Annotated in this window: 13 protein-coding genes and 4 pseudogenes; 10 read left to right on the top strand and 7 right to left on the bottom strand. The window is 32.8% G+C overall.

Features of this window, described 5'->3' with window-relative positions; translation table 11 throughout:
- Nucleotides 1–72: 72 nt before the first annotated feature.
- From AVJ19_RS07055 to AVJ19_RS07035, 5 genes and pseudogenes are all read left to right on the top strand, one after another.
- Nucleotides 73–294, top strand: a complete 222-nt coding sequence (locus tag AVJ19_RS07055) for an accessory factor UbiK family protein (RefSeq protein WP_111859055.1) — start codon at nt 73–75, stop codon at nt 292–294.
- A 77-nt stretch (nt 295–371) separates the two neighbouring features.
- A pseudogene (locus AVJ19_RS07050) lies at nt 372–1217 on the top strand (YifB family Mg chelatase-like AAA ATPase); the annotation flags it as partial.
- Between the two features lie 95 nt (nt 1218–1312).
- Nucleotides 1313–2263, top strand: coding sequence for a hypothetical protein (locus AVJ19_RS07045; RefSeq protein ID WP_111859053.1), 951 nt, complete (start codon nt 1313–1315; stop codon nt 2261–2263).
- The gene (locus AVJ19_RS07040; RefSeq protein WP_111859052.1) at nt 2205–3044 is read left to right on the top strand and encodes a hypothetical protein; all 840 of its coding nucleotides are present in this window, start codon (nt 2205–2207) and stop codon (nt 3042–3044) included. The genes AVJ19_RS07045 and AVJ19_RS07040 overlap by 59 nt, the downstream gene beginning before the upstream one ends.
- 15 nt (nt 3045–3059) lie before the next feature.
- Nucleotides 3060–3965, top strand: coding sequence for a DUF6685 family protein (locus AVJ19_RS07035; protein WP_111859051.1), 906 nt, complete (start codon nt 3060–3062; stop codon nt 3963–3965).
- On the opposite strand, the gene AVJ19_RS07030 is transcribed toward AVJ19_RS07035, so the two are convergent.
- Nucleotides 3962–5245 (bottom strand): RES family NAD+ phosphorylase, encoded by a 1284-nt coding sequence (locus AVJ19_RS07030; protein ID WP_111859050.1) that lies wholly within the window; start codon nt 5243–5245, stop codon nt 3962–3964. The two genes, AVJ19_RS07035 and AVJ19_RS07030, sit on opposite strands and share 4 nt — an antisense overlap.
- A gap of 806 nt (nt 5246–6051) precedes the next feature.
- Here AVJ19_RS07030 and AVJ19_RS22480 point away from each other — a divergent pair.
- The 3 genes from AVJ19_RS22480 to AVJ19_RS07020 are packed head-to-tail and all read left to right on the top strand — an operon-like array spanning nt 6052 to nt 12623.
- Nucleotides 6052–9060, top strand: coding sequence for a nuclease-related domain-containing protein (locus AVJ19_RS22480; RefSeq protein WP_228203311.1), 3009 nt, complete (start codon nt 6052–6054; stop codon nt 9058–9060).
- Entirely contained in the window at nt 9057–11237 is a 2181-nt protein-coding gene (locus tag AVJ19_RS22475; protein WP_228203310.1) for a DEAD/DEAH box helicase, read from the top strand. The genes AVJ19_RS22480 and AVJ19_RS22475 overlap by 4 nt, the downstream gene beginning before the upstream one ends.
- 3 nt (nt 11238–11240) lie before the next feature.
- On the top strand, nt 11241–12623 hold the full coding sequence (locus AVJ19_RS07020) for a hypothetical protein (protein ID WP_111859049.1): 1383 nt from the start codon (nt 11241–11243) through the stop codon (nt 12621–12623).
- A 274-nt stretch (nt 12624–12897) separates the two neighbouring features.
- Here the strand turns inward: AVJ19_RS07020 and AVJ19_RS22865 are convergent.
- A pseudogene (locus tag AVJ19_RS22865) lies at nt 12898–13005 on the bottom strand (type II toxin-antitoxin system death-on-curing family toxin); the annotation flags it as partial.
- Nucleotides 13006–13063: 58 nt separating this feature from the next.
- On the opposite strand from AVJ19_RS22865, the pseudogene AVJ19_RS07015 reads away from it, so the two are divergent.
- A pseudogene (locus tag AVJ19_RS07015) lies at nt 13064–13192 on the top strand (transposase); the annotation flags it as partial.
- Nucleotides 13193–13250: 58 nt separating this feature from the next.
- On the opposite strand, the gene AVJ19_RS07010 reads toward AVJ19_RS07015, so the two are convergent.
- Genes AVJ19_RS07010 through AVJ19_RS06995 form a run of 4 tightly spaced genes read right to left on the bottom strand, consistent with a single transcriptional unit; the run spans nt 13251 to nt 17806 of the window.
- Complete coding sequence (locus AVJ19_RS07010) at nt 13251–14297, bottom strand: TniQ family protein (RefSeq protein ID WP_111859048.1); 1047 nt, start codon at nt 14295–14297, stop codon at nt 13251–13253.
- Between the two features lie 23 nt (nt 14298–14320).
- Nucleotides 14321–15199 carry a TniB family NTP-binding protein gene (locus AVJ19_RS07005; RefSeq protein ID WP_171334174.1) on the bottom strand — a complete coding sequence of 293 codons (879 nt, stop codon included), beginning with the start codon at nt 15197–15199 and terminating at the stop codon, nt 14321–14323.
- Nucleotides 15192–17099 carry a Mu transposase C-terminal domain-containing protein gene (locus tag AVJ19_RS07000; RefSeq protein ID WP_162626559.1) on the bottom strand — a complete coding sequence of 636 codons (1908 nt, stop codon included), beginning with the start codon at nt 17097–17099 and terminating at the stop codon, nt 15192–15194. The genes AVJ19_RS07005 and AVJ19_RS07000 overlap by 8 nt, the downstream gene beginning before the upstream one ends.
- Before the next feature lie 5 nt (nt 17100–17104).
- Entirely contained in the window at nt 17105–17806 is a 702-nt protein-coding gene (locus tag AVJ19_RS06995; protein WP_213067205.1) for a TnsA endonuclease N-terminal domain-containing protein, read from the bottom strand.
- Nucleotides 17807–17867: 61 nt separating this feature from the next.
- Here AVJ19_RS06995 and AVJ19_RS06990 point away from each other — a divergent pair.
- Nucleotides 17868–18530, top strand: a pseudogene (locus tag AVJ19_RS06990) (ATP-binding protein); the annotation flags it as partial.
- 110 nt (nt 18531–18640) lie between these two features.
- On the opposite strand, the gene AVJ19_RS06985 reads toward AVJ19_RS06990, so the two are convergent.
- The gene (locus tag AVJ19_RS06985) at nt 18641–19411 is read right to left on the bottom strand and encodes a TorF family putative porin (RefSeq protein WP_111859046.1); all 771 of its coding nucleotides are present in this window, start codon (nt 19409–19411) and stop codon (nt 18641–18643) included.
- Nucleotides 19412–19413 lie beyond the last annotated feature (2 nt).

The raw sequence follows: 19413 nt of genomic DNA, 5'->3' as shown, positions 1-19413 counted from the left end.
TTCAGTTAGCACTAGGGTCTATTTCAAAGCAATGTTAAACTAGCCCAATATCGTAATTTTTTGGACATTCCTATGATTGAAACACTATTACAAGCAATTTTGGAACAAGTTGATCAGCCGAAGAAAGATTTAGAACATAATTTACGTGCTTTACTGAATGAAGCAGTCAGTAAAATGGACTTAGTTTCTAAAGATGAATTAGAACGTCAAAAAACTGCACTACAAAATGCCAATACCCGCTTAACTGCACTACAAGCACAAGTTAAAACGCTAGAAGCATTGGTTCAAAAATAAAAAACCGTATTTTTGCACAAAAAAAGTGCATAAAAATAATAAAACGATTAAAAATAAAGCAAATTGGAAATAATAAAATGTCTCTCGCCAAAATTTATACCCGAGGCTTACTCGGGTTACATGCGCCACAAATTGAAGTAGAAGTGCATGTCAGTGCTGGTCTACCTTCTTTAACCATTGTCGGTTTGCCTGAAGCTGCGGTCAGGGAAAGTAAAGATCGGGTGCGTTCAGCGATTATTAACAGTGGTTTTCAATTTCCCACTAAACGCTTAACCATCAACTTAGCACCTGCGGATTTACCCAAAGATGGCTCACGTTTAGACCTACCGATTGCGATGGGTATTTTGATTGCAACAGGGCAGATTCCTGAGGGTCAAACAGATAACTTTGAATTTATTGGTGAATTAGCACTTGATGGGCATCTCAGACCAAGTTCAGGTACTTTGACCATTGCTATGGCGTGTCAGCACGCTCAACATCGTTTAATGCTTCCCAAAGAAAATGCTGAAGAAGCTGCTCAACTGCCCCATATTGAAGTCTTTGCTGCTTCACATTTAAAACAAGTTTGTGAACATTTTGCAGAAACACAAAAAATTTCTGCCACTGAAAATGTAGGTACAACCTTACAACAACATTACAAATTTGATTTGGCGGATGTAAAAGGTCAAGTGCGCCCACGTCGAGCCTTGGAAATAGCTGCGGCAGGAGGACATTCTATTTTATTTAAAGGTCCGCCAGGCACAGGTAAAACCTTGTTAGCCTCTCGTCTGCCGAGTATTTTGCCACCTTTAAATCATCAAGAAAATCTGCAAGTTGCCAGTATTTATTCGATTGCAAATTTACAGCATCATTTTGGACAACGCCCATTTCGCGCACCACATCATACGGCATCTGCCATTGCCTTGGTCGGTGGTGGTGACAATTACATTGATAATATAGACTGATACATTAATATAATAGACTGAGTTTAATTTTAAATAGATTCTATAAAGCAATTTACTTAAACATATTAATAACTATGAATCAGCCTCCTTATTCAATTAGTCATTTGAACGCGCCTGAATACAAAGATAGATTATGGCGAGTCGAATGGCTTGGAGGGGATATCAAAATTAATTCTAATGTGGAATCTGAACCAACTCTGAAAATACTTTTAGGTCTAATAAAAGAAAATTATGAAGGAAACCTTGCTTCAACAGAAGCCATTGAAAAATGGGAAACTACAGAAATTGGTGTCGGTCAAATAGTTAATTTATCTGTCGGATCTTTATTAAAGAATGGAAAACTTTTACAACAAACTGTGGGAAGCAAAGAAAAACTTACCATAAATTCAGAAAATGCAAGCCTTTTTAAAGCAACTGATAAAATTGGCAATCAAAATATAATTACTTATGCTGATCATCGAACATCAGGATTTGGTAAAGACTCATGGTGTTTGTGCTTCCCTTTAGGTGATGACCCAGCAGGAATCATTATACCTATTACTGAAATTATTCGATTTTATTTTGCAACATCAACATTACTATCAAAAGCAATTTATACAGGCGAGATTTCACACAATATCAATAAATTTGTTAACCTTAATTTCAGTGGTATGAAAAATAATACCTATTGTGTTGTTCATAGAAGGCAAATTGTTAGTGATAACGATTGCTGGGTGTTAGGTCGAATACTTAATGATGAAACAGCATACAAAGCCGCACAAGAAGTTCATGATAGTCTAATGTTCCAAAAGTATAATAAAGCATCTAACTTACACCCAAAAACTATTTTGCCATTTATGGGTGAAACCGAATTAACAGTAAGAAGTAAAACTATTGGGTACAATCATCGCCGTATATTAGTTTTAAGAATTTTAAACTGTACTCATCCTTTTCCTTTTGAAACTCTTGAAGTTTTAGCTGACAACGATGGACGTAAAGCCAATTCTGAAACAGATAAACCTGACTCAGAAAAAAAAAGAAATTAATCGCCCTCAAAAAACTAATAAAAAAACTCAAGAGAAACCTCTTAGTTCAACGGAGGAGCCTGATAATAGTATCGAACCAGATATATTCAAAAATGATACCAATAGATTTGAACATATAAAAAATAAAGAAATCAAAAAAACAGAAAAAGATCAATGTGATTATAAAGCTGGGCAAATGAAAACTCAGATACATGACACATTATATAAACAGTATGGCACTGGGGATGGTAAATTTACAGAAAATGAAACAAAGAAGGCTAATTTACAAGATGATAAAGCCTCTCTTCCAGCTGATTTTGAGACATTCAAAAAAATTATTGATATTCTAAATGAATATCCTGATGTTGATGCAGAACTAATCAGCATTGATGATCATTCTATACTTGGAACAGCACCAGCACCTCTTTTAACTTCAAGCAAAAAACGACAATGGTCATACTTTTCTTTTGATAAAAAGAAAAAAATTGGAAAACGACGCTTATTTATGATTGCAGAAATAACATTGAGAAATAAAAATCTGTTAGAAAAATTTATCATTATAGATACTGAAGGTCGGCATGAAAATGATAGCTATAAATACGAAATATTACAGTATTTTGGTGATCTGCATATGTCTACTAAATTAATAGTAGATAAAATGACACAATTATTCGGACGATTAGGTAATTTACAAAATATTTCATCTGGGATAAAAAGAAAGCAAACTGGGCTAAAGCATTCTAGCAAAACAGTAGAACATATAGCCGAAAAAATATATAAACTAATAAAATCAAATGTTTAATACTAGGAGGCTAAAGTGTTTGATTTAATATTAGATTTTTTTATAAAAAATAAGCTTTACAATGATTTGAAAAAAGAAAATGTGTCAAAAATTTTATTGGAGGATGCTGATAGTATTTGCTCCTATGATGTTTTCCCATTTCATTATCTAAAGATAGAAACTTCACATTATTATAGTCAATCATTACTCCCAAGATACACTATTAAATTCAAAATGACTGAAGAAGATGTTAATCAATTAATATCAGTATTCAACCCAATATTTGAAAAACACAGCCATAAAAATTATAGTGTCGATATATCTGAACTTGATGGTTTTTCTAATTCAAAATCACCTTTAAATGAACTTCGGTCTATAGATGAATTTGTTGAAAAATACTGTCCTTCTTATGTTCAAATAATATGTGTCGAACAATTAAAAAAAATGCTGAATCATTATGAAATTCGTATCATCCATTCACCAAAAACAACAAGTGATAATTTTCTTATTTATGGGTGGAATGACAAACTTTTCTTATCAAACTCTGGTGGTTCACACCATTTAGCAGCTGCGCAATACATTGCAGCAAGGCTTAAGGAGCCAATTAAACTAAATGCACAAATAATATTTCACACAATAAATCAAGCTAAATTAAATTTATTTAACGAAAAATATGTTGCTTTTATTATACCACGAAATGGTTTATTAAAATTATTAGACCAATTTGATAGAAGTGGGCTTAAGTTTATTAAATTTATTGAGAATAATAAAAATTTTGAAATTTATTTTTTTGAAAAAAATAATACCAATAAAATTATAATCTCAATCTTTAGACAAAAATATTCATCATTATTTGATATATTATCGAACCGATTATTAGCTCAAAATAACAATTCAAAGCTTAAAAAAATAATTGATACCTCTGACTCAAATAATTTTTAGTAATCTTCATCATAATCCCTTTCTATATAGAAATTGTTATCTGAGTTAGAAAAATTAATTTTTTTAGCGTCGTATGCTATCCCAACAATTTTATGAATTTCAAGACTGTTACTTACAAGTTCAACAGGAAATATTGAAAAACCTTCCTGATTATTTCGCCACCTGTTATTTTTTTTAGAAAAGATAACAATATTTGAACCTTTATCATGTTGTGTAGATTTAAATAACAATCCATCAATGTTTTTTGGGTAAACATATGCGATATACTCTGCTAATGCTTGAGTCATTAAATACCCATCTTCATAACCAGAAATGATAGGTTTACTTATTAATCTATGAATTTCTTTTAAAAATTTTCTACGTTTTACCTGTTCTTCAAAATCATCTTGAAAATAACTTAATAGACTATTTTTCCAAAAAGCTTTTTCAAAATAACTAAAGTCTAAAATTCTAATTGGCTCTTCAGTTTTAAATTGCCCAAGCACAACGAAACTTCCAATTGAAGTTCTCATTTCAGCAATGCATGTTTCTTTTTCCGTTGCAGCATAAAAAATTGAAACACCTTTAGCATTCATTCGTCCTTCCTTTGCATATTTTGCTGGGGGTGGAGAAATATTTTTAACTGCACTATCAATATATTGCTTACAAATTTCTAAAGTATCAGCTCTGCGTGCACGAAATAATAATGTATCTACTGGTAATTCATAAATAACGCTCTTTCTCCTTTCAGTAGGATCACTTTGATGGTCATATATATGTAAATGCTCGATATCATCAAATAACCATTCAAAAAATTCTTGTGCTCTGTTACTAAAAAATCTTCTTTTTGTTTTTATTTCATTTTCTATTTGTTGCCAACTATTGTGTATGTCATCAAGATAAATTTTTTTCTCTTCATATCCAATATCTAACCCATAAAAGGGATCTTCACCATCACGGACATCATATACATCTTGTTCAATTAAAATTTGGGCAATGTCATCAACACATTTAAAATCTTGACCACAAATAATACTAATTATTGAAATTAGATCCTCTCCTCCCTGCTCATCCCAATAGCCATCATGCTCAATATTAAATCTACGTTCATATGTTCCGTGCCTAAAATGCTCACGAATAAATGTATCTATATATTCTGCCAACTCTTTAATACTAATAGAGTAATTATTTTTTCCACATTCAATACATGTTTGATTTTTATTTTTTTCAAATACTAATTCACGAAGAAATTTATCTTCGATACATTGCATGCATATTGCTTCATCATGTTGATATTTCATACAATAGCTTTACATTTAGTGTTAATTTAAAGCATGTAATTTACAGAAATTTAAATTACATGCCAACTTTTAAGTTTAAAAGAATCAAATGCAAAAACAGATGGAAGAACTTTGTATTGCTATAGAAAATAAAAAAGGGACTAAAAGTTGGTTAGGTGAATGTGAATTCATCATTAAAATTCAGTTAATTAATCATATTTAGACATGCCAATCTGAATAGAGTGAAAGATTTCACACAATTTAAAAAAACTATCCGAACAGCACAGATTAAAGTTACAGCTTAGTTGTGAAATATTCTCTGTCTGGTGAATTCATTATGGTAGTTTGACTTTACTATTTTCAAAGACTTATCTCCAATAAAATATTTAAATCAAATATTTACAATAACTTAGGTTGTTTTTTTTCTTTTTTTAAAAAAAAATGTTAGACATCTAAAATAATTTCTATAGTATTTAAAAACAGATTCTGCTCAGTTTAAGTGAAATACGTTTTGCTTAAACTCAATGATTGAGGTAGATCATTACAATAATGATCATGCACGAAGACTCAGATGTTTTATCAAAACTTTCGGCAAATTATTTTTTTTTAAATCCTACTGAACTTAACAAATATTTCTTTCGGAGGGCCATAAAGCCTAACAAACAAAGTACTAAACACAAGAGAAAATTCTTTCTTAAGTATTTTTTCTAAAAAACCTAACAGGTATATACGGCATTAGTGAATGTAAAAAATATTGCATCATTTTTTTGATCTCTACTTTTGTATGTACAAAAATAAATAATTGATTTAATTTAGGATTTTTAATAATGAAAATTAGCTATACCGAAACTGGTATCCACGAACACGAACGTAAAGCCATAGATAAGATCAAAAAGGTCTTTGATGTATCTCCTAAAACCAAAAACTGGAGAGCATATGCTGGTTTTGAATTTATGCACTCAACAGGTAAAAAAGGGAGAGGTGCGCGAGATGTACAAAAGTTTGAATATGATCTACTAGTAATCACGCACGCAAACATTCTAGTCATTGAGTTTAAAGACTGGAATGGTAAGAAAGTAACAAAGAGTGCAGGGAAATGGTATCTAGATAACCAAGAGAAAGATCCATGTCCTGTTGAAAAGAACAAAAATAAGATGTTTCTCGTTCGTAATAAACTAGATGACATGGTGAAAGAAAAGCGAAAGCAAGGTATTACTTTTCATAATCAAAGTGTTGAACACTTTGTCGTTATGTGTGGTAAGGCTGATTATTCGAGTCTTCCAAAAGAAGATTTAGAACATATTCTTTCACTAGATGAGTTTATACAATTAGCTCAACCCTCTATTTTTGATGAGATGTTCCGCGCACATCTTGAACGTGATGGTCGCATTTGGAATATTAAAAAAGAATACCATCCAATTATTGATGAAATTTTTGCTCCAGATCAAATTCAACCACGCTCACTGATTATCAATAATCATGAACGTGGCGAGCTAATTTTTCGTCATCCTAAAAATATTTATGCCGAATATAAGGCACATTCTTTGAACATAGTTGGCGAAAAATCCTTAATGCGCTGTTGGGATTTTAATGAGTTACAGATTAGTAACTCAAAAATGAGCCAACCACAACATCGTTTTGATTTTATTTGTAATGAGCGTCAAATTTTCCAAAGAATCAAAACTGAAAAACCTGACCTTTACCAAAGCTGTTTGCACCCTATTACAAATCCGACATTAGATGATATGACATCTAAATACAACGAATTATATGAGTTACCAGATAATAGTCATCGAATTAATGAATTTATTGGTTCGTTTGCTACAAAAATGAGTGATTCTGAGAAATTCGATTTATTCCAAATTTTGATTAGTAAAGTTAATCAACTACATCAAATGGGTATTGTCCATGGTGATATAGGTGATCACAGTGTATGGATCTCTTACAAAAAAGAAGTACAGTTATCAAATTTTTCAGCTGCAAGTGATCAAACACATTCACCCCATCCAGATACTGAGCTAGTTGATATATTGCCATTTCTAAACACATCGGCCAACCGCCCGAATTTAGATTTAACAGTAACTCAACAGGATGTGTATTGGTTAGCTCAAATAATTGTTCATATTTGGAAGAACAAACGTTTAAGTCAAAAATCATTAAAAGGCTTTGATACAGCTCAATTAGATCAAGATCATTGGCTTGAAAGAATACTTATTTGTGCATTAACTGGGCGATATGAAAATACTGATACATTATTTCAAGACTTTTTGGCAGGGAAACCAACCGAAGAAATTAGCTATGAACTTGAAGAGGCTGTCTTAGACCCTTTTTTAAATCAGACAAATATTTATATTAGTTATCCTATGTTGGGAGCGCCTTTAGAAGTTAATGCTCAATATTCGCTATATGCATCTGAGAATAGTTTTGTCAAAACATGGATGGGGAAAGTCCCGTCTTCAATGACGACTTATCAAAAAAGTTGTTATAAGCGATTCTTTGAGGATTTAAAATCGATCAAGTCAATTAGCCCAAAATTTCTTCCACAAATTATTGATTTTGGTTTATCGACTATCACAGCGTCAGTATATCTAGTTACAGCATCTGTGAAAGGTGAACCATGGAAAATTGCGGTACAGAACTCATCTGATCAAGAAAAAAATGATCTTGCAATTAAGCTTTTGCAATCCTTAAAAAGTTTTCATGAACATGAATATCATCATGGTCATTTAGATGATCACAATATCTTGGTAGATCGCACAAACTTAAATGTGGTCTTTACAGATTGTTATCACCCTGAGGTTTTACAACGCGATTCATCTAGCCATTATTATCCAAAAGATATTGAAACCCCAACGATAAAACAATGTGATAACTATGCTGCATTGCAGTTAATCGCCGAATTATATGGCATAGTTCTATCTACTGAACAACATACTCCGCTAGATCAATCTTTAACTTGGTTATACGAAGCTTTTAAAACAGAATTACTTGAAGATGAAAGTGTTCGTTATATTGATAACACTCGATTTATGGAAGCATTCGAATGTAAAGGGGCTGATGTTAAAGAAGCACCTCAGATCATGATTTATACTGGTAAAGTTGATTCACCTTTCATTATTTATCCAGAAAATGGAAAGTTGTATATCCAACTTGAACCTGCTCGTGAAGGAGATATTCGACTTACTCTTAGTGGTATTAATGGCACACTTAAAGGATTCTATAAGCCACATCAAAAGGAGTTGAGCTTTATAGACTTTGTACAACAACAAGAGTTATGGTGGAGAGCAAGTAAAGACGCTGATTGTAGTATTGATGCCAGTATTCAGGTACACCCTTTATCTGGAATGAGTAAGCGCGATAATATAGTTGATTTAAACAATTTTCTTTCACAGGATCAAAATTTTTCTGAAGCGTTAGATCGGTATAATCAACTTCAGTTAAACCAAATTAAAGAGAAAAAAGAAGCACTACAAATCCAACGTGAAGTAAATCAAGTACAAGAGACTAAGCACTTTGTTCAAAATAACAATGATGCTAAGACAACAGTAACAGGAAATACCATTCAGTCTGCGTATCAACAACCATTTGATATTGAAACAAAAGAACTTTGGAAAAAAGTCATGGTTACCGAACGCCATGCGCACCCTACAATTATATTATCAGAGCCATTAAAGACTGTTGAAAATAAACACCATAAAAATTCAACTAGTGCTATTGCATATTATGACTTAGAAGAAGACATTTCTGCTAAATTCAGTAAAACTGATAAAGTTGATGTAATGTGTACTAAAGAAACTGGTAAAGGGGGGATTATACTTTCTGTATTGGTACAATGAATATTGCACAATCCAAGATTGGTGAATTGTGGATTGATTTTTGTAAAAAAGTTAATGAAGTTCCTACTGAAGCAACTTTGTTTTTACAAAGTAAAGCAGATAAATCATCTAATCGTAAACGTGCAGATGCTTTAAAGAATATTCTGGAAAATAAAGCCCGAATTACAAATCTTATTGATTTTTTTGAGCCTACACTAGAGCTTAACGCCATAGACTATGGAATCGAAATCTCAGATGCCGATTTTGAAAAATATGATGTATTTAATGCGAAAAATGAACTGATTAAAAGCTTAAATCCATTGCAACGAGATGCCTTTCGTAAAGTAGTCAAGTATGGTCCTGTTTCAATGTTAAAGGGACCACCAGGAACAGGTAAAACAGAATTTATTTCGACTTTGGCACACTATCTCTATGACAAACTAAATGTTGGTAATATTCTTATAGTCAGCCAGTCACATGAAGCTGTCAATACTAGTGTTGAGCGTATCCGGAAACAGTGTTTAAAACATAATACTGAATTAAGCATTGCTCGAATCAGTAACAAAGAAAGTGCTGTGTCTAATGAATTAAAAGATGTCTATACGGGTTCAATTATTACTAGCCAAAAAGAGCTTTTCAAATCAAATCTCAGAGAGAGAGTAATAGCACTTTCTAATGAATTAGCGCTCGATACTGATTATTTGAGTGATTTATATACAATACGAGTCGATGTATTAAATCATCTTAGATCAGCCTACCAATCAATTGATCAAGATGATATAGAGCAGAAATTCAGCTTCTCATTAGATGAATATAAACAATCATTTACATCAGCAATGAATAAACTTAAAGCTAAATTTTACGCTAATCAAGATTATATGAAGCAACTCGAAGCTTGTATCTATGAAAAGAATATATCTGTTTTGAATCAGTTAAATAAAATTGACACAATTACGTTTATCGCACTCAATCAATACCATGGAGTATCCAATGAAGAAGGACTAAAAGCAAAAGCTCTGATTAATATTGCACTCGACTATGAACCGTTGATTGAAAGCCAAAATGCTAATTATGAGAGTTTTTTGGTCAAAACTAGACAATTAGTTTGTGGTACATGCGTTGGTGTAGGACAACAAAGTATCGGTATTGCAAATCAAGTATTTGATTGGGTCATTATTGATGAAGCAGCACGCTCTATACCTTCTGAGTTAGCTATTGCAATGCAATCAGGTACGCGAATTCTTTTGGTAGGCGATCAAAACCAACTTCCTCCACTTTATTCATCTGAGCATAAAAAAGCATTAGCAAAACAACTTGGTATTTCCAAAGATGATGTTGAAATCAAGTTGCAAAGTGACTTTGGTCGTATTTTTGATTCATATTATGGTCATCAGGCTAGTGCTGAACTATTAACCCAATATCGTATGAGTCCGAGTATTGGCAATCTAGTTTCAACATGTTTCTATGAAGGAAAACTAGAAACTGCTGTAATTGACTCACGAGTTGAGTCGGCTGAAGGAGTCAGACTAAAACGTGTAGTTCCTGATATTTATCAATCCAATATTGCAACTGAATTAAATGCAACAGTTACTTGGGTCGATACAGGAAATGCAGAACACTTTACCTTAGAAAAAGGTAGTAGTATTTACAACCCACATGAAATTGATCAAATTATTGACTTTCTTAAAAGAGTTGACCAAGACAAGTCTTTATTACAACGTCTAATGCCTTCACTCAACTCTATCAAAGAACCAGCGATTGGTGTGATTTGTACATATGCTGAACAAAAAAATCGGCTAAGAAAAGCTTTTGCTTTGAGTGATGTATCTAATGAATTGAGATCAATTGTACGTATTGATACGGTGGATAGCTATCAAGGTAAAGAGAATCAAATCATTATATTATCTGTAACTCGAAATGATTCAAGTATGTTTCCAGCATTCCTACAGTCTCCAAATCGAGTTAACGTGGCTCTATCTCGAGCTATGGATAGACTCGTTATATTTGGTGCAGAAGAAATGTGGCAAGGTGTGAATAAAGATATGCCTTTAGGCCGCGTATTAACCTATATCAAAGACCGTACAGAACAGTCTTTAGAATATCAGCGTATTAATAAACGATCAAAGCATAAAAAAGTACAAGTAGACTCACCCAATCGTAAAAAAAACCGTAAAAAAACTATAGTTGAAGGAGTGTAATTAATGGAAAAGTCACTGATAGCTTATCATGATATTGATGTAACCTTACCATCACAAACATTCAACGTGGCATTTAGTTATACTACGAAGGAAACCTTGGATTTTATTGATTCAATGGTATTGCGCCTATTGGTTATCGCTCCAATGTCCGCTGAAAAAATTGCTCAGTTTCTAGAGCTTTCTAATCACGAAACTGATGTGCTGTTAACAAGCTTATTGCATCGAGAACAGATTCAACATCTTGAAGATGGTAAATTTTCACTTACTAAACAGCTAGAAAAAGCGTTTTCAGATGTTTGCGCTATCCCCTATGTAAATAAAATTGAAGATAGTATTCAAAAAATGAATTTCGAAATGATTGGTCTAAACCCAGAACCGGTGAACCAAAACTCATCAGATAATGGACTAAATTCAATTAAGTTAGAAGCATCGAAGGAATTTCTTTCTAGTAGTGAGTCATTGGTCTATAAAGAGTTTCAGAAAAATTTTCGCTTTTATAGCAACCAAGATTTAATTAAGTTCAACCTTGCTGAAAATGAAGATGAGAAGAAAGTTCAATTATACAAAATGAGTCAAGTTGAAAAGTTGCGAGATCATTCTCGTCGTTTCCAACTTAATCTTACATTCAATGATAATGCAACTCCTACTGAAATCAATGATTTTAACCATTTGCAAAATGTTGATAAAATTGAAGATGCGCTTTACTCAGCTCTTAGATCATCCAAAAAATCGGAAAATATTAAAGATATTGTTAAAGTACTTGATAAATTAGATATGGAAGAATATTTGGGTATTGAATCCATATTTAGCCATCAAAAATTCCATTTAGATCAGTTATCTGAATTAAATCATGGTACGAATCATTACTTTATAGGACCTATTTATTCCAAAGAAAATGCAGAATTATTCTTTGACGCGGTTAAGAAATGTCAAAGTAATCATTCAGAACAAAAGCAGTTGTACTGGTTAGCACCTTCAGACAATTTTTGGGGTAAATCTGATCGATTTGGTGATTTTGTTGATCGATTATCCTCTAACAAAATGACGAATAACTTCAAATGCTTACTACCTGTTTCATCTCAAGATGATAAGCATTCTCTAAGTAATTATAAAAAAATAATTACAAATCAATCAGGAGGAAAAAACTTCCATACAATTAGAGAAAGCAGCTTAATGTTTGAAGGAAATTTTGAAATATTAGTCATGGAAAATACATTTTGTGCTTTTATTATTCATGTAAGTAGTCCATCCAAAGATATATTGACCACAGTGCCAGTAGGTATCATGATCACAGATAGCAATGCAGTTGAAGGATTTTTTGATTTTTTTAAACAACTTGAAGCAGAAGAAAATTGTATTTACGGTTTATTGAATCAAAGAAAGTAAACTGAAACTATTCCCCCTTAATCAAGAAAAGTCAGTCATGTAATCATGGCTGACTTATATTGAATTAATAGGAGACTTCCACTTAGGAGATTTTAGGTAGCTGATTAGCTGGAATTTAAGTTATGCAAGTTGTCTAATAATCAACTATAACTTAAAATTACTAGCCATGCTTATTCGTACCGTAATAGATATTCCATACTAATAAGCCGAAATGGCAATATAATTAAAATATACCAAATTATTTACGATTAGACGGAAAACTATTTAAAGGCAATTAGATTTCAGAAATTTCATATAAAAAATCAGAAACACGTAGTGCCAATAATTCTTGATCATCCTGTGATTCAACAATATCGACCATAAGATCATCAAGACCTGTATGGACTGCCACCACTCTCCTAGACAAATATGATCTATTCTTTTTGCATAGGAAAAACATTATGAGTGGACAACGTTATACCCCAGAATTTAAAGATGAAGCTGTAAAATTGATTACTGAACGCGGATATTCGGTCACTGATGTCGCAGAACGTTTAGGCGTATCACAGCACAGCATTTATAAATGGTTATAGTGGTACGTTTGAAACAAGAATAACTAATAAGAAACGAATAGAAATAGATGATAAATTAATTAAAATTTCTAGCAATAACATCAATTCCTCTTAAATTTAAATCGATTTCTTTTGAGAACCAAAACGGTAAAACTTCAGATCTTGTAATTTTTGAAGCTGTTAAATTATATTTTTTACATAACTCAACCATTCTAATTGGCCAATTATCTAATAACCAAAGAGTGCAAGCTAATAAAATAAATCGTTCATTTAAGCTTCGAATTTCAAAAACCTGATTTTTTCGATTTTGCAGAAAAGTTGAAGTATTAAAATTCAGATCAATCAAAGCTTCTTCATATAAAGGAGTTCCAACTTTAGAATTTAAAAATGAACTTAAATAATGAATTACATCATAATATGCAAAACTATATGGCAATGCATATTGACCTTGTTTTAAATACCACCATCCATCATCGTGCTTTTTAATTAAATCAAAAATGTCTTGAATTATTCTCGAATCACTTAACGCTATTAACTTAATATTTGAATTTCGTAAGTCAAACTTACAATAAGCGCAATCTGTAATTGCATTTACAAAATATTTTGAACGTTCGCCTAACTCTTGCCTAAAAAAATTGATCGGTTGACTACACTTAGGGCAACTCTCTAGCATATATATTTGATGGGTTGGGCAAACAGTAAATAAAGATAAACGCCAACTTTTTCTAAAATAGGGAACTTGATCAGCAGCCAAACATAGAGGACAAAATACAAGCCAATTACTTTTTCTAGTTCTATGATAAATCCCACATGGCAATATCCATCTGTTAAAACCAGAATTCAATTGAGTAAAAAGAACCCCTTCATAACTTCTAATTGTAGTCTGAAATATTTCACTCTCATTTATTCCTGTACGGTATGATATTTGACTTGAACGATTTTGATCAATAAAACAATCAATATCACGAGTCCAAAAACTATGACCATATTGTTGCCCAAATATTTCAATTGCAAAAGAATGTACTTTTGACACATTATCAAAGGCTAATCGAGCAAACCAAGATGAAAACAATTCACCATCTAATGGGTGAGGGTGTGCTGGTAAAATCTTGAAAGTTTCCATGAAAACCTCACTATATATTTAAATTATCTTCTACGAGAAGGGGCTTCCCACTTCAATTCATTTAATATAGTTAAATCTATTTTTTCAGTACCTTTTTCGATTGCTAAGACAGCCGCTTCAACAAGAATTTGAGATACTTCTCCTAGATAGCCTTCAGACAAAAGAAATAATTTATTCGCAATTTGAGGAGTGATTAAATCAGATGGTTTTTTTAGTGGTAATAATCTTTCAAAACTGACTAGTAAGCGTAAAAAATCATCATCATTTTTCCAAAGTGGCAATTCAACTCTTTTAAATCGGTTTGATAATTGAGGATCTGTTGCAATACTTCTTTTGGCTGCTTCAGTACCAACACCAACTATTGGAATTTGTAACTCATTCCCTAAATATTTAATCACATTTAAAAAACCACGTTGTTTTTCTGTACTTCCTGCTAATAAATGGTGAATTTCATCAATAACTAAGACTTTTAACTGCACATATTTAAGCAAATGAATGACTTGAAATAACTTTTTATCTACTCGATCACTTTGCTTATAATGTGCAAATAGAGAATCTAAAATAATATTATATAACCGAGTTTCATCAGGTTTTGGAGGAGCCTGTATAACCATGACAGGAATGTGGACACCTTCTCCATTAACATTTTCACTTGATGGATACATTTTTTCAAATCGCTTAATCAGCATAGTTTTGCCATTATTTGTCTCACCATGAATCAGAAGATTTGGCATGCGATGCGTTTTAGGCATTACCATTAACTTATTCAGTTCTTTTAATACGAATTGTGATTGTGGATATCCAATCCATCGAGGAGATCGTATTTTGTATATTCGCTCATCTAAAGGTAAATCTATATAACTCCTTGATGATTCATTTAAATGCATATATTCACTATTCATTAATAAAATCATCCAGCTCATCAAAAGGTAAAATTTGCGTTGTTTTGATTTCTTGAAAATCTTCTGTTAACTGTTGATCATTATTTAGCTCATCATTTTCATTTGCTGATTGAATATGATTTTTCGCCTTATTAAAGCCCGAATTTCTTCTTTGATAAGATTTTCTTGCAGCCTTTGTCTTTTCTGAGGATATTTCCTCAATCTTTCTAAGCCTATTGAATGCATCGATAATATCTTTCTCAGATTTTTCATCTAAATGATCTATTTTCGCTTTCTTTTTCGCTTCACGAAGATCCCATATACTCATTTTAGGATTCGAAATATTTCTATATGGGATTGGATAGTATGTATTAACTTCTGGGTCAAAAAACCAAATTTGGCTAATATCACGAGAATCACGTCGAAAGGTAAATTTCTTCTTTTGTCTAGGATTGTTCGGATCTTTAAAATTAATCCAGCGTCTGAGTACGTCATGATAATAATGAATATTATCAATAACTACTCCGTAATCCTGAATACTTCGAGAAATAAAGGGCATGAAATCTAATTTTAATTTATTTTCATCTAAAATCCTTGAAGGTAAGCCAGTTCCTTTTTTCTGATCAGTCCCTAGAATTCCTTCTGTGAATTTGGCAAGTGGAGGCATGCCAATCACACTATGCTTTTGTATGTGGTAAGTGTCTACAACTAAAATCGCAAACCATTCTTCAAGTTCAGATAGAGTTTTATCAGCATACTTTTCAGAATCATAACCTTTCCTTTGTGCAATATTTGAAAAAGTAGTTCCCGCTAAATCATGAATTTTTCTTAGAAAAGTACCTTGTAATCTTTCAATATGACCACCAAAGTTTGGACGAGCAACAGGTCTCCACTCTAAATTAATACCATATTGTTGACATGCTCGAGTGAGCATTGCACCTCTAAATTCCTTAGCATTATCAGCGTGTACCTTTTTAGGCAAACCCCAAACTGGCCATTTTTGCTTCAATTCATAACTTTGTGTATATGTATCTTTAGGTAATATGGCTTGCGTTAAACATAAACCAACAGATAAGGCACTTGGTGGATCAAATGAAATATAAAAGCCAACCGTCATACGACTGTAGACATCAATTGCGACTGTAATCCATGGACGACCAATTGGTCTCCTATAAATATCATCTACTAAAATTATATCCAATTGAGTATGGTCAATTTGCCAAACTGCCTGAGGATAGTCAGCATTGGGGAAATGCCCTGTTTTGGGTTTAAACTTATCTTCTGCTGCTTTTTTACCAAATCTATGTGAAATCATAGAATATTCTGAAAGTTCTTTAATTCGATTTCTTATCGTATTGTGATGTGGAATTTCTAACTCTGAATTTTTACAAATTCTTTTAATTTCAGTCTGTATATAAGATATTGATTTTCTTTGTGGAGTTAAATAATGTTGATTTATGACCTGAGTAATTATCAATTCAACATTATCATCTAACCGCTTCCCACCTTTATCAACACGTTCTTTTGGCAATAATGAAGTCACTACACCTTCAGCTTCATAAGCTTTGATCCATTTATACAATGCTGAGACATTAAAACTGTATTCTTTAGCTCTTTTTATTACATCAGCTCTAGTTCTATTTGGCGATTCCAGTAAGGGCTTAATTACTTCATATTTTTTTAATGCTTTTGCCCAGTGATCATCACTGACACGTTGAATATCATGATCAAAAGAAATATTTTCAATTGCGATTTTAGGTTTATAACTTAACTGTGAAATATTGATAATTTTTTTTTCATTTTTATCAATATCTAAAAGTAATAATTCCTCAAAGTTTAAGATAGCTTTAATCAAAAATTTCTTATTTTGAAAATAAATTTCTGCACCAACTTTAAGCACAATTTCATTCAGATTTTGCATTGTTGTCACCATATCTCACTATCCATAGTTAAGGGATACATCAAATTTGTGCGTATCTGAAAAGTTGAAATTAAGTACCATAAAGCTGTTAGATATTGTGCCTGTTCCCATTGATCTTGTGAAATAGTTGCCAATAATTGCTTCGGGGTAGTGTATTTTAACTTTTGTAATTCATCATCTAAGGTCGTAATTAACTCAATCTCTGGAATTGGATAGCGGTATCCTAATAAAAAACGTGCGTTTTCATTAAAGTCATTACGAATTTCATTCTCTGTTAAAATTTTGAAAATCCAACCTTGCTCTTTAGCAAATTTTTTTGCTTGTTTGAGTTTTGGTTTGAGCTCAGCCCAATTCTTTTTAAGATCTTCCCTATATTTTACTTCCACTAATTTTGGTTTTTCAGCTACTCCTTTATATTCAATAAAAACATCTGGAGTATAAGTTCTTTTCTGACCACTATCATCTACCCATTCAAGCATTATTGGTTGAACTGTATATGATTTCACTTGTGCATTAAATTCTAGTGAGGTTAGTAGATCACGCTCCAATGAAGATTCATAACGTGCTTCATCTGAGGATTTTTTTGACGCAATAATGCCTGTAACACTTCTGTAATTTTTAGGAATAATCCTAACTGATTTTCGAATTTCCAAACCAGTCTCTCCAAACAATGTAAATCCTGATTCAGTCTCTAATAGTACTGGCATAAAATCTCCATTAATTTTGTAAAAATTGAGTTTTATGCCTATTTGATACACTTTATTTTTGTTATTGTCAGGTGGTTCACACCCAAAACCTGGTGAAATTACTTTAGCGCACTTAGGCGTGCTCTTTTTGGATGAACTACCCGAGTTTGACAGAAAGGTTTTAGAGGTTTTACGACAACCTTTAGAGGGAAAAGAAATCGTGATTTCCAGAGCTTCCCGTCAGATCACTTTTCCTGCTGACTTTCAACTCATTGCAGCGATGAATCCCTGCCCATGTGGCTATGCATTTAATCAAGACAACCGTTGCCAATGCTCAACAGAGTCAATTAAACGGTATCAAAATCGTATTTCAGGTCCATTACTTGACCGTATTGATTTACACATAGATGTCCCACCATTAAAAGCCCAAGAGCTACAAAGCACAACTGAGGTCGAAAATTCTGCCACAGTACGTGAGCGTGTTTTAGCTGCCTATGATTTGCAAATCCAACGTCAAGGTGCAAGCAATCAAAGTCTATCACCTCAACAACTTGAAGCGCATGCTCAGCTCAATCAAGCCTCTAAAAATATGTTAGAAATGGCTCAACAGCGTTTGAATTTATCAGCACGGGCATATCATCGGATTTTGCGTGTGGCACGTAGTATTGCAGATTTATCGCAAAGTTCTGACATTGAAACGGCACATTTAAGTGAAGCTTTATCTTATCGTAAACAAGAAGCTTAAAATAAAATAATAATTTAGATCAAAAAATCCCTCCTTGTCTTTAAGGAGGGATGGAGAAGATGTTTTTATTTGACACTTATTTTGCTATGTCTCTTTTTGATTTTTTGTTATTAAAATGCTTTGGTCAAGGTAAATACTGCACCTGTATCCACACCACGCTCCGCCGCAGATGTCCAACCATCCGTGTCAATGTTCGTGCCCACTGCTGCAAGTTCAGCACTTAAACCTTGTACAGATTTAAAGCCATAATTTACGCCCACTTTCCAGTCCACATAATTGTCATCACCATTAAATGAATATTTTTCTTCATCATCCACCACGGTATAACCCACTGCTGCAACACCACCAAATCCAGTGTCACCAAATGGTAATGCATAACCAAAGTTAATATTCCAACTGTTGGTATCCGTTGCTGCATAATCATTGGTAAAGTTAATATTGGTCAATAAACTATCACCCGAAACAGCGAGATCTTTCAGGGTCACTTTGCCGTATAACTCTGCCCAGTTTGCATCGCTATAGCTTGGATAGTTGTAATACACCACACCGACATCAATCACTGGCTTTTTACTAAAATTTTCTAAAGTTGTGGAATAACCAATCGAAGGATCAAGCTCTAAATGTGGGCTACCTTCACCAAAATCGACATTTGAGCCCCAAACACCTGCATAAAAACCCGATGAATGTGCCAGCGTAAAACCTGCTTGTACCGCAGGATCACTGCCTGTTTGCGTCACACCACGAAAACGATAGTCACTGGTTAAAGCAGCACTGCCTGAAAATGTCAGTCCTAATTGAGACAGTGTATTATCTTCTGCCATACTTACACTTGCAGTTGAAGCCAAAATACCCAATGCTAAAAGTTTAGTTGTAAATCGCATGT

Origin of the sequence: Acinetobacter sp. CFCC 10889 (assembly GCF_003268395.1) — a bacterium.
Classification (GTDB): Bacteria; Pseudomonadota; Gammaproteobacteria; order Pseudomonadales; family Moraxellaceae; genus Acinetobacter.
The sequence above is the reverse complement of the archived record's forward strand: the minus strand, read 5'-3'. Positions and strand labels throughout refer to the sequence as shown.

Excerpts from the sequence above, each read along its gene's own strand:
- AVJ19_RS06995 (WP_213067205.1), bottom strand. The coding sequence starts at position 17,806 with ATGCCAGTACTATTAGAGACTGAATCAGGATTTACATTGTTTGGAGAG.
- AVJ19_RS07005 (WP_171334174.1), bottom strand. The coding sequence starts at position 15,199 with ATGAATAGTGAATATATGCATTTAAATGAATCATCAAGGAGTTATATA.
- AVJ19_RS06985 (WP_111859046.1), bottom strand. The coding sequence starts at position 19,411 with ATGCGATTTACAACTAAACTTTTAGCATTGGGTATTTTGGCTTCAACT.
- AVJ19_RS22475 (WP_228203310.1), top strand. The coding sequence starts at position 9,057 with ATGAATATTGCACAATCCAAGATTGGTGAATTGTGGATTGATTTTTGT.
- AVJ19_RS07020 (WP_111859049.1), top strand. The coding sequence starts at position 11,241 with ATGGAAAAGTCACTGATAGCTTATCATGATATTGATGTAACCTTACCA.
- AVJ19_RS07010 (WP_111859048.1), bottom strand. The coding sequence starts at position 14,297 with ATGGAAACTTTCAAGATTTTACCAGCACACCCTCACCCATTAGATGGT.
- AVJ19_RS07045 (WP_111859053.1), top strand. The coding sequence starts at position 1,313 with ATGAATCAGCCTCCTTATTCAATTAGTCATTTGAACGCGCCTGAATAC.
- AVJ19_RS07030 (WP_111859050.1), bottom strand. The coding sequence starts at position 5,245 with ATGAAATATCAACATGATGAAGCAATATGCATGCAATGTATCGAAGAT.
- AVJ19_RS07040 (WP_111859052.1), top strand. The coding sequence starts at position 2,205 with ATGGACGTAAAGCCAATTCTGAAACAGATAAACCTGACTCAGAAAAAA.
- AVJ19_RS22480 (WP_228203311.1), top strand. The coding sequence starts at position 6,052 with ATGAAAATTAGCTATACCGAAACTGGTATCCACGAACACGAACGTAAA.
- AVJ19_RS07000 (WP_162626559.1), bottom strand. The coding sequence starts at position 17,099 with ATGCAAAATCTGAATGAAATTGTGCTTAAAGTTGGTGCAGAAATTTAT.
- AVJ19_RS07055 (WP_111859055.1), top strand. The coding sequence starts at position 73 with ATGATTGAAACACTATTACAAGCAATTTTGGAACAAGTTGATCAGCCG.